Source organism: Pollutimonas rozaliensis (assembly GCF_048751585.1).
Lineage (GTDB): Bacteria > Pseudomonadota > Gammaproteobacteria > Burkholderiales > Burkholderiaceae_B.
In genome coordinates, this window is record NZ_JAZHOB010000001.1 from 76793 (window position 1) to 92301 (window position 15509).

The 15509-nt window shown below is 61.6% G+C and carries 12 protein-coding genes, 1 tRNA gene and 1 pseudogene; 2 read left to right on the forward strand and 12 right to left on the reverse strand.

Annotation, left to right across the window (positions count from 1 at the left end):
• Positions 1–29: 29 nt before the first annotated feature.
• The 6 genes and pseudogenes from rbfA to scpB all read right to left on the reverse strand — a co-directional run.
• Positions 30–440, reverse strand: coding sequence for a 30S ribosome-binding factor RbfA (gene rbfA / locus V0R37_RS00350; protein ID WP_420372594.1), 411 nt, complete (start codon positions 438–440; stop codon positions 30–32).
• A gap of 2 nt (positions 441–442) precedes the next feature.
• A complete protein-coding gene (gene infB, locus V0R37_RS00355) occupies positions 443–3391 on the reverse strand; it encodes a translation initiation factor IF-2 (protein WP_420372595.1) in 2949 nt (982 codons plus the stop codon).
• A 66-nt stretch (positions 3392–3457) separates the two neighbouring features.
• The gene (gene nusA, locus V0R37_RS00360) at positions 3458–4942 is read right to left on the reverse strand and encodes a transcription termination factor NusA (protein WP_420372596.1); all 1485 of its coding nucleotides are present in this window, start codon (positions 4940–4942) and stop codon (positions 3458–3460) included.
• Positions 4939–5424, reverse strand: a complete 486-nt coding sequence (gene rimP, locus V0R37_RS00365; RefSeq protein WP_420372597.1) for a ribosome maturation factor RimP — start codon at positions 5422–5424, stop codon at positions 4939–4941. Before rimP ends, nusA begins: the two co-directional genes overlap by 4 nt.
• 376 nt (positions 5425–5800) lie before the next feature.
• Positions 5801–7570, reverse strand: coding sequence for a 23S rRNA pseudouridine(2605) synthase RluB (gene rluB / locus V0R37_RS00370; protein WP_420372598.1), 1770 nt, complete (start codon positions 7568–7570; stop codon positions 5801–5803).
• A 213-nt stretch (positions 7571–7783) separates the two neighbouring features.
• A pseudogene (gene scpB / locus V0R37_RS00375) lies at positions 7784–8345 on the reverse strand (SMC-Scp complex subunit ScpB); the annotation flags it as partial.
• A gap of 71 nt (positions 8346–8416) precedes the next feature.
• Here scpB and V0R37_RS00380 point away from each other — a divergent pair.
• Positions 8417–8493: transfer RNA gene (locus V0R37_RS00380), tRNA-Met, on the forward strand.
• Between the two features lie 771 nt (positions 8494–9264).
• Here the strand turns inward: V0R37_RS00380 and V0R37_RS00385 are convergent.
• Positions 9265–10305 (reverse strand): CobW family GTP-binding protein, encoded by a 1041-nt coding sequence (locus V0R37_RS00385; protein ID WP_420372599.1) that lies wholly within the window; start codon positions 10303–10305, stop codon positions 9265–9267.
• Between the two features lie 137 nt (positions 10306–10442).
• Between V0R37_RS00385 and V0R37_RS00390 the strand changes: the two genes are divergently transcribed.
• A complete protein-coding gene (locus V0R37_RS00390) occupies positions 10443–11579 on the forward strand; it encodes a GNAT family N-acetyltransferase (protein WP_420372600.1) in 1137 nt (378 codons plus the stop codon).
• A 33-nt stretch (positions 11580–11612) separates the two neighbouring features.
• Here V0R37_RS00390 and V0R37_RS00395 read toward each other — a convergent pair whose 3' ends face one another.
• The 5 genes from V0R37_RS00395 to phaR form a co-directional block, all read right to left on the reverse strand.
• The gene (locus tag V0R37_RS00395; RefSeq protein WP_420372601.1) at positions 11613–13022 is read right to left on the reverse strand and encodes a 4Fe-4S binding protein; all 1410 of its coding nucleotides are present in this window, start codon (positions 13020–13022) and stop codon (positions 11613–11615) included.
• An 11-nt stretch (positions 13023–13033) separates the two neighbouring features.
• Positions 13034–13885 (reverse strand): FTR1 family iron permease, encoded by an 852-nt coding sequence (locus tag V0R37_RS00400; RefSeq protein ID WP_420372602.1) that lies wholly within the window; start codon positions 13883–13885, stop codon positions 13034–13036.
• Between the two features lie 54 nt (positions 13886–13939).
• Positions 13940–14281: a cupredoxin domain-containing protein gene (locus V0R37_RS00405; RefSeq protein WP_420372603.1), complete on the reverse strand. Its 342-nt coding sequence runs from the start codon at positions 14279–14281 to the stop codon at positions 13940–13942.
• Complete coding sequence (locus V0R37_RS00410) at positions 14281–14814, reverse strand: iron transporter (RefSeq protein ID WP_420372604.1); 534 nt, start codon at positions 14812–14814, stop codon at positions 14281–14283. Before V0R37_RS00410 ends, V0R37_RS00405 begins: the two co-directional genes overlap by 1 nt.
• Positions 14815–14931: 117 nt before the next feature.
• Positions 14932–15495 (reverse strand): polyhydroxyalkanoate synthesis repressor PhaR, encoded by a 564-nt coding sequence (gene phaR, locus V0R37_RS00415; protein ID WP_420372605.1) that lies wholly within the window; start codon positions 15493–15495, stop codon positions 14932–14934.
• Positions 15496–15509 lie beyond the last annotated feature (14 nt).

Below are 15509 nucleotides of genomic sequence, written 5' to 3' on the forward strand. Positions count from 1 at the left end.
TTAAAGTTCCATGCAAAAACGACAGCCTCTTAGGGCTGCTCGTCGGGGTCCTCGGGCTCCGAGGGCTTGAAGGGTTCGGCCTGGGGGCGATTGGCCCGGTCGATGAGTTGCGACAGTTCGATGCCACGCACGACCTGGTCGTCGTGGATGAAGCGCAGGGTCGGTACGGTATGAATATGCAGCAGCTTGAACAACAGGGAGTGCAGCCAGCCCGCTTTCTCGGCCAGCGCCGCGGTCGCCGCTTCGGGTTCGGCGCCCATGACGGTGAAATACACCTTGGCATGGGCGTAATCGGCCGACAGCTCGACGCCGGTAAGCGTGATCAGGCCCGCGCGGAAAACATCGAGCTCGCGCTGTATCAGGCCGGCCAGATCTTTTTGTATCTGGTCGGCCAGCCGGGTATTGCGACCCGGATTGGGCTTGGATTTATGACGGCCCATGATTACAGTGTCCGGGCGATTTCTTTGATTTCAAAGATTTCAAGCTGGTCGCCGACTTCGATGTCGTTATTGCCTTTCAGGGTAATGCCGCAATCAAAACCGGCCTTGACTTCCTTGACGTCGTCCTTGAAGCGGCGCAGCGAGTCGATCCAGCCGCTCCAGTGAACCACATGGTTGCGCAGCAGGCGAACCTGCGAATCGCGCCGCACCACGCCGTCCAGCACCATGCAGCCGGCGATATTGCCCACTCGCGACAGGCTGTAGACTTCGCGGATCTCGACCATGCCGATGACCTCTTCGCGCTTCTCGGGAGCCAGCATGCCGGACATGGCGTTGCGCACGTCGTCCACCGCATCGTAAATGATGTTGTAGTAGCGCAGGTCGATGCCATTGTGTTCGGCCAGCTTCTTGGCGCTTTGCTCGGCGCGCACGTTGAAGCCGATCACCACGGCATGCGATGCAATCGCCAGGTTGACGTCGCTTTCGGAGATACCGCCCACGGCCGCATGCACGACCTGTACGCGGACTTCGTCGGTGGACAGCTTGGTCAAGGAAGACACCAATGCTTCCTGCGAACCCTGCACATCGGTCTTGACGATGAGCGCCAGAGTCTGCGTGCCTTCGCCAATGTTGTCGAACATGGACTCGAGCTTGGCCGCCTGCTGGCGCGCCAACTTGACGTCGCGGAACTTGCCCTGGCGGAACAAGGCGATTTCACGCGCCTTGCGCTCGTCGACCATGGCGATGACCTCGTCGCCCGCCGCCGGGACCTCGGTAAGGCCCTGGATTTCGACCGGCGTCGAAGGACCGGCACTGGCGACCGGCTTGCCGTTTTCGTTCAGCATGGCTCGGACGCGGCCGAAGCTTGCGCCCGCCAGCACCGCGTCGCCGCGATTGAGCGTGCCGCTCTGGACCAGGATGGTGGCCACGGGGCCTCGGCCCTTGTCCAGGCGCGCTTCGATGACGAGACCCTTGGCAGGCGCATCGACCGGAGACGTCAGTTCGAGGATCTCGGCCTGCAACAGAACGTTTTCCAGCAAGGCGTCGATGCCTTCGCCCGTCTTGGCGGACACGCCCACGAAGGGGACGTCGCCGCCGTATTCTTCGGGCACGACCTCTTCAGCCACCAATTCCTGCTTGACGCGCTCGGGATTGCCATCGGGCTTGTCGATCTTGGTGATGGCCACGACCAGCGGCACGCCGGCCGCCTTGGCGTGGTGTATGGCTTCCTTGGTTTGCGGCATCACGCCGTCGTCGGAAGCCACCACCAGAATGACGATATCGGTGGCCTGGGCGCCGCGGGCACGCATGGCGGTAAACGCCTCGTGGCCCGGGGTATCCAGGAAAGTCACCATGCCGCGATCGGTCTTGACGTTGTAGGCGCCGATATGCTGGGTAATGCCGCCGGCTTCGCCGGATGCAACCTTGGTGCGGCGAATATAGTCCAGCAGCGAAGTCTTGCCGTGGTCCACGTGGCCCATCACGGTAACGACCGGAGCACGCGGCAGCGCTTCGGCCTCGGGGCCTTCGGCGATTTCCAGGAAAGCCTCGGGATCGTCCAGCTTGGCGGCGATGGCGGTATGGCCCAGCTCCTCGACCACAATCATGGCCGTTTCCTGATCGAGCACCTGGTTGATGGTAACCATTTGTCCTAGCTTCATCAGGTGCTTGATGACCTCGGCCGCCTTGACCGACATCTTGTGAGCCAGATCAGCCACCGAAATGGTTTCAGGCACATGGACTTCACGTGCGATGAACTCCGCCGGCTGCTGCTCTTTGCGCTCTGGCTGGGCATTGCGGCCACGGCCTCGGGCATTGCCGCCCTTTGCGCCCTTGCCGGCTTTGCCACCGGCGCGCCAGCCGTCGCGGCTGGGACTTGCCGGAGGCGCATCGGCCTTGGCGGCCGGTTTCTTGCGGCCGCTGTCGTCGGTCCAGGAGGACGAGACTTCGGATGCCTTGATGACTTTCTTGTCGCCTGCGGCAACCTTGCCGTCCTTTTTGGCGCCCTTGGCGCCGGCGGGTTTGTGCAAGGTACCGGAAATACCGCCGGCTTCGGGCTCGGGAGCCTTCAGAACCTTGCGCGGACGGTTGAGCATTTCACGCAAGGCGGCGGCTTCGGCTTCGGCGGCGCGACGGGCGCGCTCGCGCTCTTCGTCGACGGCGGGCTCGGCGACCACGCGCTTGGCGGCGCTCTTGGCCGGACGCGCGACACCCTTGGCGGCCTGCTTGCCGCTTTCGGCGGCGGCATCCTGGGTTGATCCGGATGCGGCCTCGGCACTTTTCGGGGCTTGCGCAGAGTCGTCAGCGTCAGCGGCGGCCTGAGCAGGCGCCGGCTCGTCTTGGACGGCGGGCTCGGGAGCCTCGGGCTGCGCCGGAGCTTGCGGCGCCTGGTCGGCAACCGGCGAGACGGCGGGCACGTCGGCCTTTTCCTGGGCCTGCGGCTCGGCAGCGCCTTCGGATGCGGGCTCGGCCGCGGCTGGCGGTTCCGACGCCTCAACGGGCTCTTGAGCCTGGACGGCATCGCGGTCAGGAGTGTGGTCGGACTCGATGCGCGGAGCGCTTTCGGGCGCGGCAACGGGCGCCGGCGCTTCCACTTGCGGGGCTTCTACCGCGGGCTCCACCACATCGGCCTTGGCTTCGGCAACCAATTCAGCAGGATCACGTTTGACGAACACGCGCTTCTTTCGCACTTCGACCTGAATCGTACGCGATCGACCAGAGCCGTCGGCCTGCCGGATTTCGGAGGTTTGACGGCGAGTCAGGGTAATTTTCTTGCCCTCGCTCCCGCCATGGGCGCGGCGCAACGACTCAAGGAGTTTCGCCTTGTCCGCGTCGGTGACGGCTTCGTCAACCGACTTGAGTTCAACGCCGGCGGAACGTAACTGCTCCAGCAGTACGTTCGCAGGCATTTTCAGTTCAACAGCGAACTGGGCGACGGTGTTACTCGGCATTCGACTCTCTCTTGCTTACTACAACTATTTTTCAATAAACACACCTTGGCTCATGCATCACGAGTGTCAGGCATCGTCATTAAACCAATGTGCCCTGGCGCGCATAATCATCTGACTGGCGTCGTCTTCGGACAGGCCGGTAATTTCGGACAGCTCATCGGTTGAAAGCTCGGCCAGATCGTCCAGGGTAAGGACCTTGTTGTCGGCCAGCTTGGAGATCAACTCGGGAGTGATCCCTTCGATTTCAAGCAAATCCTGCGCAACGGTCTGTACACGCTCTTCCTGGGCAATGGCTTCGGTAAGCAGCGCGTTGCGCGCACGGGTGCGCAACTCGTTGATCGTGTCTTCGTCGAAGGCTTCGATCTCGAGCAATTCCTGCAAAGGAACGTAGGCGATCTCTTCCAGTCCGGTGAAACCTTCGTCGATCAGGATGTCGGCCACCTCTTCGTCGACATCCAGTTTGCTGATGAAGGTCTGACGCAATTCGGTGCGCTCTTCTTCCTGGCGGTTCTGGCTTTCTTCCGGCGTCATGATGTTGATCTGCCAGCCGGTGAGCTCGGAAGCGAGGCGAACGTTCTGCCCGCGCGCGCCGATGGCCTTGGGCAGGTTCTCGGCATCGACCACGACATCCATGGCGTGCTTGTCTTCGTCAACCACGATGGATTCGACGTGAGCCGGGGCCAGGGCGCCAATGACGAACTCGGCGGGATCTTCGGCCCACAAAACGATATCGACCTGCTCGCCGCCCAATTCGTTGCGCACCGCCGTCACGCGCGAACCGCGCATGCCCACGCAGGTGCCGATGGGATCGATGCGCTTGTCGTAAGCGACGACGGCGATCTTGGCGCGTACGCCGGCATCGCGGGCGGCCGCCTTGATTTCAAGCAGGCCCTGTTCGATTTCGGGCACTTCATTCTCGAACAGCTGGCGAATGAATTCCGGCGCGGTGCGCGACAGAATCACTTGCTGGCCGCGGGCGGTGTGATCGACCTTGTGCACCCAGGCGCGGATGCGGTCGCCCACGCGGATATTTTCCTTGGGGATCATTTCGCTGCGCGGCAGCCGGGCTTCAATCTTGCCGGTTTCAATAATGGCGTCGCCCTTGTCCATGCGCTTGACCGTGCCGGAAACAATGTTTTCACCACGCTCAAGGAAGTCGTTCAGCACCTGCTCGCGCTCGGCGTCCCGGATCTTCTGCAAAATGGCCTGCTTGGCGGCCTGGGCGCCGATGCGGCCGAACTCTTCGGGTTCCAGCGGCTCTTCGATGTAATCGCCCACCTCGATGCCGGGAACGATTTCCTGGGCATCCGAATACATTTCCTGCTGATCGGGCTCCTGCAGGCCGGCATCGTCGGGCACCACCAGCCAGCGGCGGAAGCCTTCGTGCTCGCCCGTGGTCCGGTCGATGGTGACCCGGATATCGGCGTCTTCCTTGAAGCGCTTTTTCATCGCGGACGCCAAGGCATTTTCGAGCGCGCCGAAAACGACTTCACGTTCTACGTTTTTCTCACGCGCTAGGGCGTCAACCAATAAAAGAATTTCGCGACTCATCGCTTTTTACCCTTGAAATCAAGAATGGGATCCAATTTGGCACGATCGACATCATCGAAGGAGAAGTTCAATACCTGGCCTTCACCTGACGGAGATTCGAGTTCAAGACCGAACACCGGGCCGGCAGACGCATCGGCAGCACCCTCGTTTACACGAAGCAGCCCTGCATATACCTTGCGGTTATCGACGGCCTCGCGCAGCTTGATCTCGACCCGCTCGCCGGCGAACCGGATGAAGTCGGCAGGCTGCTTTAATGGGCGGTCTATGCCTGGCGAACCAACCTCGAGACGGCTGTAATCGATGTTTTCCACTTCGAATACGCGCGACAACTGTTTTGAAACCTGTTCGCAGTCTTCGATTCGCACACCTTCGGGGCGGTCGATCGTGACACGCAAAAGCCCTAGCGGGGCGCGTTCCACATCGACAAGCTCGATATCCATACCGGCCAGAGCCTCTTGAGTTAAAGCGAATATATCTGCCATAAAATCCAAAAAAAATGGGCTGTATGCCCCAGCCCACTGTTATCGCATCTGCGGCGCGTCCCTGGCATGTATCCAAGCCGGCACGTCGCGTGACGCATTCGAAAATGTGCCGCTATGATTGTTGCCGGCCAGGAACTGCTGCCATTGCAGTCGTGGCTTGCAGCCAGCAACCGCAAAGCCTCTAGGACAAAACAATATAGCTGTAAAGCCCTACATTCTAACAGAAAATCAGAAAATTTCCTGTTATGTCTGGGCCTTACACATAAAAAGCAACACATGCGGCACCCGGTGGCCGGCGATCCGGTCGCCGGGTCGCCAGTCGATGCCCAATGTGCCCTTTGGCTACTTTGAATACACCAGCCCGGCAAACCGCAGACTAGCGGCCGCGCCCGCCACCCAGCTTGCCCAAATGGGATTCATGGGCCGAAGCGCCGCGAGGCTGCCAATCGTCGCCACGGGCGGTGGTGGATCGGGCTCTGGGCGCACCGGCCTTGCCGGTTTTGGCTTTGGACTTGCCCTCGGCCTGGCCGGCACGAGGGGCTGCTTTCCCGCCAGCCTTGGGCGTGCGCGCCCCAGGACCGCGGCGCCTTGCGTCGGCCGGGGAGCCCTCGGCTTGCGGTCCACGCGGAGCGCCCGCCGGCCTCTTGCCGCGACCGCCTGTTTTACGCGCCCCCGCTGAAACATTTCCATTCGGGTGGCCGTTCGCCAGGCCGCCGCTGAACATCAAGCCGGTACCGTAGGGGTCGGACGGGTAGGCTTCGCCTGTCGCTCCGCGAATCGGACGGCCGCCCGACAACTTGCCGCGGCGACTGACCTTCGCGCCGTTCATGCCATTGCGTTCCATCGTGCCGAACCCGGGAGGCAAGGCGCTGTCGTGCGAAGCGGGCTGCCGCTCGCGGCGCCCACCCCGGCCTTCGAACCCCTCGGAATCGTCCTCTTGCAAAAGCCCCAGCTGGAGCATCAGCGCGGTAACGATGGAGCTGTCGAGCTCTTCCCAACGGCCCCGGCGCAGGTTGCGCGGCAGAACCACTTCGCCGAAACGAGTGCGGATCAGCCGGCTGACGGTCACGCCCGCCGCTTCGAACATCCGCCGCACTTCGCGGTTGCGCCCTTCTTTCAGGGTGACCCTATACCAACGGTTGCTGCCTTCCCCGCCCAGGTATTCCAGGGAGCCGAACTGAGCCATGCCATCGTCCAGCTGTATGCCTTTCAGCAGGCTGGCCTGCTGCTCGTCGCCCAATTCGCCCAGCACGCGTACGGCATACTCGCGCTCGGCGCCATAGCGAGGATGCATCAGCCGGTTGGCCAGATCGCCCGAGGTGGTAAGAATAAGCAGGCCTTCGGTATTCAGATCGAGCCTGCCGACCGAAAGCCACTTGCCCACGCGCATCTTGGGCAAACGGGCAAAGACGGTGGCACGCCCTTCCGGGTCGTCGTGACTGACGATTTCGCCGGCCGGCTTGTGATAAAGGATGATGCGGGGCGGCTTCTTGGCGTTGGGGCGGGTTATGGCCCGACCGTTGACCCGGACTTGATCGTTGGCGCCTACACGCTGGCCGATATGGGCGGGCTCGCCGTTGACGGACACGCGCCCGGCAACGATCAACTCTTCCATCTCGCGGCGCGAACCGATGCCCGCATCGGCCAGCACCTTGTGCAGCTTGGGCATCAAGGCGTCGCTGCCAAGATACTTGCCCAGTCGCTGGGCTATGGGGGCGGCGCTCTCCAGATAGGCCAGCGCCTGTTCGGTTTCCTGCTCGTTCTCGACCGTATCCGGGCGCCGCGCACCGCGGCTGTTGCGGCGGCCGCCCGTGCCATCGGAGGCGCCGGCAACCGTGGCGGCGGCATCATTTGCGCCCTCCGCGGCATTGGCCGCGGCCGGCTTGCGCCGCCGCGGGCTGCGGGCCGGCTTCACAGCCACGGCCGGGCTGTCGGGGCTTTCGCCCGAGGCATGCCCCGCGGCCTGGTCGACATCGCCTGCCGGGACGGCCTCGGCATCGCCGCGCCGCCGGCGGAACGGAGTCCGAAGCTTGCGGCCGCGGCCGCGAGGCGCCGCCGGCTTGGACTCATCCGCAGCGGCATCCGTGTTTCCGTGAGAGGCGGCTTCGCCCGCCGGCAGTCTGTATTCTTCGTTTGCTTCAGTCATTTTCGTTCGGGTACTCCGTTTTTATCTGTTCGTTCAGCGGCAAGGAATTGCCGCTTTCATGTTCTGTGGTCGCCAGCGCGGGATCGTCTTCCGGCTCCTGGCCGGTCCCTGCTTCGCTTTCGTTTGGGATGCCATTGGCGATAATGCCGCCGTCCTGCCGCGGATCGTCGGCGGAAACGCCGGGCTCCTCTGAGGCGCCGGCGATTGCCGCGCTACCGCCTGTTTCTTCAAGCTCCAGCCCGGCCAAGGCAACGACCGCTTCGTGCGATTCGAGTTCCGGCAATTCATCCAGCGCCTTCAAGCCCAGGTCGTCCAGGAACTGGCGTGTGGTGCCCAGCAGGGCCGGCCGGCCAGGCGCGTCGCGATGGCCCAGCACTTCGATCCAGCCGCGATCCTCTAGTGTGCGGACGATCTGCGACGAAACCGTTACACCGCGAATATCTTCGATGTCTCCGCGGGTGACCGGCTGGCGCCAGGCAATGATGGCCAGGGTTTCAAGCACCGCCCGCGAGTACTTGGGAGGCTTCTCGGGATTCAGCCGGGCCAGAAAGCGCTGCATCTCCGGGCGGCTCTGAAAGCGCCAGCCCGAAGCGAGACCGACCAGCTCAAGGCCTTTTTCGCTCCAGTCCGCCTGAAGGGCGGACAGGTAGCGGTGCAGATCATCGCTGGAAAAGTCTTCTGCTGCGAACAGCTTGCGTAACTCGGCTATGGGCATGGGCTGGTCGGCGCATAAAAGCGCCGTTTCCAGCACGCGGATGATCTCGGTTTCAGTCATCGGTGAAATGGGGCAAAAGACCGCCTGATTTGCATAAAATTAATGGATGGGTTAATATCTTTTTCTTCAGACGCGGGGTGGAGCAGTCTGGCAGCTCGTCGGGCTCATAACCCGAAGGTCACAGGTTCAAATCCTGTCCCCGCAACCAGTTTCAGGAATGGGTCGATTGCTACAAGCAATCGACCCATTTTCGTTTGGGCCGGAAAAATCAAGGCCGGCAATTTTGAATCTGACGGCATTGCCCAGACCGCCAGGCGCGGCAACAAGCGCACCCGCCAGCGAACCAGCAAACAGCCTGACCAGCGGACCGGCAACCCCTGTCGCCAATATCGCTTGCACCAAGGAATGGGTCCCGTTTCCGGCGGCCGTCCGGGCGGAATGCCCAGTGCATGCCGCGCTAACACGACCTGCCGCCGTCCGGCTCATGACTTGTCGCGCAAACAGAAAAATGGCGCGGCAAAGCATCGCCAGCCATAAAGGCGCGCTGCGTTTGTCGATTGCATAAATTCCCGGCAAGCCGGACTCAGACGGGGTATCAGTCATTATTCCTGTTTCAGCAGGCAGCTAGGCCGGAACATTCGCGGCGGCTCTGAAACCCGAACACGAATCCGTCTACGAAAAAGCAGCCGACTACTGTGAAATATTGCAATTCAAGCGCTTCCGATCCGCCAGGGGCGTGCCCATGAAATGAGCAAAGCCCGACATATGCGATAGACGCCTGTTTAAAGATTATTCAATTTATATTGCGATTGGCCGGAGAATTGGAATCATCGCGAGCCATGACCAGCAGGTGCTTGGAATGCGTGTTGTTTAATTAAAAACTGGGCAGACAGCAGGACGACGATGTTCGATGGCAACGTGTCCGACCTGTGGCGGTAACAGTTCCATTACACCATTTGCGGGCACGCAATGCAAGAATTCACTTAACAAAGTTGTGGACAGGCGACATTGGAACGGGCGCTGCGCCCCCGGGCAGTCCGGCCAGCACTTGCGCACTCAATGCAGCCTTGTCCGTCTCCTGGAAAATAAACACCAGCACCGACAAGGTATCCGCTTCGGTGCCGTCCATGGGCTCCATGGGGTAAAGCTGCCTATGCACCGCATGCACCGCATACGATTGCGCCTGGCCCCGAAACCGCAGCCTGCCCTTGACCCGCAGGAGCGCCAGGCGCTCATCCGACAAGAGCGACTCCAGCGTCCGCACGACGCTGGACCGGGTCAGCGGCTCGGTCCACTCCAAGGTCAGTGTGTCCACGCCCACATGCCTGGCTCCCGCCGAAGCCATGGACCGCCCCGACCATAATCCGTGCCCCTGTCCCGCCCTGCCGGCTCCCCGGTCCGCCATCGATAGCAATTGCTCTGACCGGGGCAAGGACCGAACGTCGTATTGCGGCGCGTCGGGATTGATACCGCTCAAGGCCTGCCCCAAGTCCGCTATTTGGCCGGGCTCGGCTAGATCGGTCTTGCCTATGAGCAGGACATCGGCCAACACGGCTTGCTGCGCGGCCTCTGGATGCCGTTCCAACTGCGACAGGCCATTCAGGCCGTCAATGACCGACAGGCAACCGGCATAGCGGTAGCGCTCCGCCAGAAAGCGTTCGTAGCGCAGCGTATAGATGATGGGAGCGGGATCGGCGATGCCTGTCGTTTCTATGATGACGCGGGAAAATGGCGGGATCTTCTTGTGCAAGGCATCCATGAAAAGCCGGCGTAGCGTTTCGACCAGTTCACCCTGCAGCGCGCAGCACAGGCAGCCCGAATCGAGCAGCACGACCGTATCGCTCAACTGCTGTACACGCGCATGGTCCAGGCCTATGTCGCCCAGCTCGTTGATCAACACCATGGCCCCTTGCGCCAACCCCGCGGCGCCGGCTTCCGGCCGCAAGATGCGGTTGAGCAGCGTTGTCTTGCCGCTGCCCAGGAATCCGGAAATGACTGTCACAGGTATCTTGCCGCTCATGGCTGGCCTTCCGGCTCCGTTCAATACAACACAAAAACGCATCTCGTGCGCCGCGCGCGTCGGTCCATGGACTACACTTGCATCGTGTTGACTTGGCGATCCGCCACACTCCACAGCCATAAACGATACCGAAAGCCTTGCCAGTAAGCTTCACCCTGACCCGCCGCCTGCATGATATTAACGCCGCGCAATGGAATCGGCTGGCGGGGGACCATCCGCTCGTCCGCCACGAGTTCCTGCTGGCGCTGGATGAAACAGGCTGTGCAAGCCCGCGCACCGGCTGGGCGCCCCACTTCCTGCTGATGCACCGGGGCGAAAAACTGGCCGGCGCCATGCCCCTGTACCTTAAGTTCCATTCCCGCGGCGAGTATGTGTTCGACTATTCGTGGGCGCAAGCCTTCGAACAACAGGGACTGAACTATTACCCCAAGCTGCTGAGCGCGATTCCCTTCACCCCCGTCCCCGGGCCGCGCTTGCTGGCGGCCAGCCATGCGGACCGCGTGCTGTTGGCGCGCAAGGCGATCGAAATCGGGCAGCAGAACGGCGTGTCCTCGTTGCACATTCTGTTTCCCTGCGACGACGACCGCAAGGCCCTGGAGGCAGCGGGCTTCCTGTTTCGCGAGAACGTACAGTTCCACTGGTTCAACCAGGACTACGGCAGCCTGGATGATTTCCTGGGAAGCCTGAACCAGCAAAAAAGAAAGAAGCTAAGGCAGGATGGCAAGAAGGTCCAACAGGCCGGCGTAAGCTTTCAGTGGCTGCAAGGCCGGGACATCGACGATGGCGCACTGGAGTTCTTCTATCGCTGCTATACACAGACCTATCTGGAACACGGCAATGCGCCCTACCTGACGCGCGAATTCTTCAGTCGGCTGCGTAGCGCCATGGCGGAAAACATGGTGCTCGTGCTTGCCGAACAAGACGGAAACCCCGTGGCGTCGGCCCTGAACCTGTGCAGCGGCCGTACGCTTTATGGAAGGTACTGGGGCAGCATGCGCTATATTCCGGGCCTGCATTTCGAAACCTGCTACATGCAGGGCATCGCCTATTGCATCGACAAGGGCCTGTCTGTATTCGAAGGCGGCGCGCAAGGCGAGCACAAGCTGTCGCGCGGCATGCTGCCCGTAAAAACATGTTCCGCGCACTGGATCTCGGATCGCCGCTACGCCGACGCCATCGCCGATTTCCTGGCGCGCGAAAGTCCCGCCATCGATGCCTACATCGACGAGCTTGCCGAGCACAGCCCGTTCAAAAAGAAGCCCGAACCAGGCTGATCCCGGCACAGCGGGCTTGATGGGGCCAGACTCTTACCAGACCACGAAAAACAGGACCCAGGCAGTACAAAAGGGAACCACGCCCAATGCCACCATGGACAGCGCCAGCCCCCGGCGCCAAGGCGATTCCGTACGCAGGCCCGTCAAGCGCCATACCAGCCGAAAGCTCCACAACAAAGCCAGTCCAAGAAAGCCAAAGCGCAACCCTGTCGCCCATCCGGTCGACACGCCCTCGTGCTGCAACAGCGTCAGCGTGGTGGCCGACAAGCCCAGGAATACACCCACGCCGGCCGCCGGGATCAGCCCCTGCGCCAGCTTGTGCAAGCCGCCGCGGGTCGCGACCCGGGCTCCGCAGGGATGACGGACGCCAGGCTTATCCATGGCCGGCAAATAGCGATCGGCCGCCCACAACCCCAGATAGACCGGGCCGCCCACGCATAGCGCACTGCCGAAAATAAAGGTAAGAATGACGTTGGCGTCCAGCCAGCTGAAGCTGTCGTTCACCTCCGGATAATGCGTCAGGATAAACCAGGGCGCATTCTGGGCCAGCGGCCAATAGATATCGTGATTGACCAGCCAGGTGGCCTCCGCCTGCTTCAGGAACACGAACCAGGGGCTGGAGCTCCATAGAAATGCGCCGACGGCCAGGCCCATCAAGCCGAACGCAATCAAGGCGGTCTGCCATCCATCGCCGCTGGCGACGTGAACGATTTCCGCCTCCGGCGAGCGCGGCGTCAGGTGTATGGCTCCACGATAATCGCTGCAGCGCCCGCACATATGGCAATCCGAAGCGCCCTGCATATGGCGCAGCGGCACCAGAGGCGCGCAATTGATGGCCTCGGTGCGCCGCTCCGGGCGGCGCCAGGCCTCTTCATCCACTTTGTAATGCCAGGGAGCAAGCTTGGCCAGAAGATTGAACACGCCATTGACCGGACACAAATACTTGCACCACACCCGCTTGTTGCGCCCGTACAGCCAGCCCACCACCATGGCGGCGGCCGTGGAGCCGCCCAGCACCGCCAGAACGGCCCATGGGTATTGATAGACGCTGACCAATTGGCCATAGATCGTCGTCAGCGAGAACGCGACAAAAGGCCATCCGCCCCAGCGCATCCATTTGGGTATGGCTCCGCCCCGCCCATGTTCGCTGGCCCATTCGGACAGCATGCCTTCCGGACAGAACCACCCGCACCAGGCGCGCCCGAACAACGGCATGGACAGCAGCACAAAAGGCCACCATATGCCCCAGAAAGCGAACTGAGCGAAAACGGTCAGGTTATTGAACACCGACGCCGTGCGGTCCGGCAGAGGCAGCACGGCCGGCACCACCAGCAATGTCAGATAGAACGCCACGATGACCCACTGCATGATGCGCAAGCAGGCCGCGTGATCGCGCAGGAAATCGGCGAACTTTCCCGTTGCCGTCCGTAAAGCCAAAGCCATGGCGTGCCCGTCTATGCCGATGCGGCGGACAGCGGCCGGGCCTGCCCGGCCATGGCGCTTGCATGCCGAAGCACCGCCCAGGCCGCCACCCAGTACGCCATCCAGATCAACACCTGCGACAGGGCGGGATAGGCGCGATAGCCGGCGAAATCAGCCAGGACCTTGCCCGGGCCGCCGTCCGCGCTCAGGAGCCAGGAGCTGTCCCATACCGGATCGATCAGGGTGGGCAGGACATCAAGCGATATCAAGTGATCCAGCCCGCTGACCAGCAGGGAACTGGCCAACAGCAGCAACAGGATCTCGGTCAGCTTGAAAAAACGCCGCCAGGTAATCAGCTTGCCGCCCAATTGCAGTATCCAGAACGAAGCCAGCGCCGCCAGAAAACCCAGCACGCCCGCCAGAGCCAGGCTCCATCCAGAGCCGCTGGCCGCGCCGGCGGCCACAGTGCCGTATAAAAACACCACGGTTTCGCTGCCTTCCCTGGCGACGGCGATCATGACCAGCGCCAGCAAGCCCCACCAGTTGGACTCGGCCAGTTCGCGGGTCGCACCCGTTTCCAATTCCCTTTTCAGCGTGCGCCCGTGGCGCCTCATCCAGTACACCATTTGCACCACCAGCGCGCAGGCCGCCAGCGCCATGATCGCCTGGAACCACTCCTGCCCTTCGCTGGACAGCCAGGAAGAGACGCCCAGCAAGACCAGGGCCAGCATTACCGCCAGCCCCAGCCCTGCGGCCACGCCGCCCCACAGCCAGGGCAGGCCCTTGCGGCCTTCGGGGCTGGCGCGCAACCAGGTAAAAAGTATGCCCACGACGAGCAGGGCTTCGACGCTTTCGCGCCATACGATGAATGCTACTTGTTCCATTTTTTGCCGATTCGGACCCGGTCCATTAATGCTGAAAAAAAAGCCGCGCCGGCGCTAAGGCTTGGGCACGACGACCAGCACGCCCTTTACATCGGGATGAAAGTCGTCGAAAAAGGGATATTCCCCAGGGCGCGAAATGGTAATGACGACAAAGGACTTGACCCCCGGCCCCATGACTTTTTCCTTGCGCAAGGGCAGGCTTTCGAATTCGACGGGTTCCTTGCTTTCGTTGACCAGCAACAGCTTGAAGCGGCCGGCAGGCACTTCCAGCCTGGCCGGCTCGAAGGTGCCGTCCGGCTTGAAGGTCAGCGTAAAGGTCGGCATCTCGGCCGCCAGGGCCGGGCCCGCGCCCGCCGCCAGACACAAAGCAAGCAGGAGGCGTCCAAGAATAGACATCAATACCCGCCCTTCTTGCCGGTGCCGGCGTACACGAAGTCGTAATGCACTTCAAATGTCTTGAACCAGGGAGCCACCCCCGTTTCCTTATCGACGTGGCGCCCGAAATGGTTCACCTTGGCCGTGTCGGGCGACCCGATGATGAAGGTCAGCTTGTACTTGCCGGGACCGTCAAGCTTGACGTTGTCGCCATAGTGCGGACCGTCATTGGCTACCATGGGCATCAGTTCGCCCTTCTGGACATTGCCGCCCGCCTTCCGCAGCACATAGCCAATGTTCAGGTAAGGCGCCCAGGCGCCCTCAGGCAATCCGTTCTTGTTGTCGGCAGTGGCATGGATGTCGGCCTCCAGGTGGATGTCGGAGTCCTTGGCTTCGCGCATCATGCCGGCCGGTTCCATCTGGACCGGCTGCAAGTAAACGGCCGCGACTTCCAGCCCGTTCTGCTCGGAGGGTTCGCCGATAGGATACTCGGCCGCCATCGCGGGCATGGTCAACGCCGCTCCGACCAATACGCCCAACCATTGCTTTCTCATGCCTGCATGCTCCATAAACAAGATTCATTCTCATTATTATGAAGCAAGTGTTCTTACAGCCATCTGAAAACCATGATGCAAATCCGGACTTGTCGGCGGGCCGGCGCCATGCCGGGTTTATTTTTTGTTGTCTTTGGGCGGGACAGGGGTGAAGGGAAATGCCGAAAACATGCTGCGCGTTTGATCCTGCATTTGATCCTGCATCTGCACGAACAGGTTTTTGCTTTGATCGACGTAGTTGTTCATCATGTTCTGCAGTACCGGCGTCTCCACATTCATGAATTGCGCCCAGGCCTCGGGGCCGAACTGAGGTCCGTACAGTCCCTTCGATTGCTCTGCCATGCGATCCTGGATGTCCATGAAGGCCTGTATGTTTTTTTCCAGGAAGGAGCCCATGACGCCCTGCATGGCATGGCCGTAGAAACGGATGATCTGCGACAAGGCCGTGGGCGAGAACATGGGCATCCCGCCGCTTTCTTCTTCCAGGATGATCTGCAGAAGAATGCTGCGGGTCAGGTCTTCGCCCGACTTGGCGTCGACGACCTGGAAGTTCTCGCTGTCCAGCACCAACTGCTTGACATCGGCCAAGGTAATGTAAGTGCTGGTCTGCGTGTCATACAAACGCCTGTTGGGGTATTTCTTGATCAGGCGGACTGGGCTGCTGGCTTGGGATTGCGACATGTCATTGACCGAAT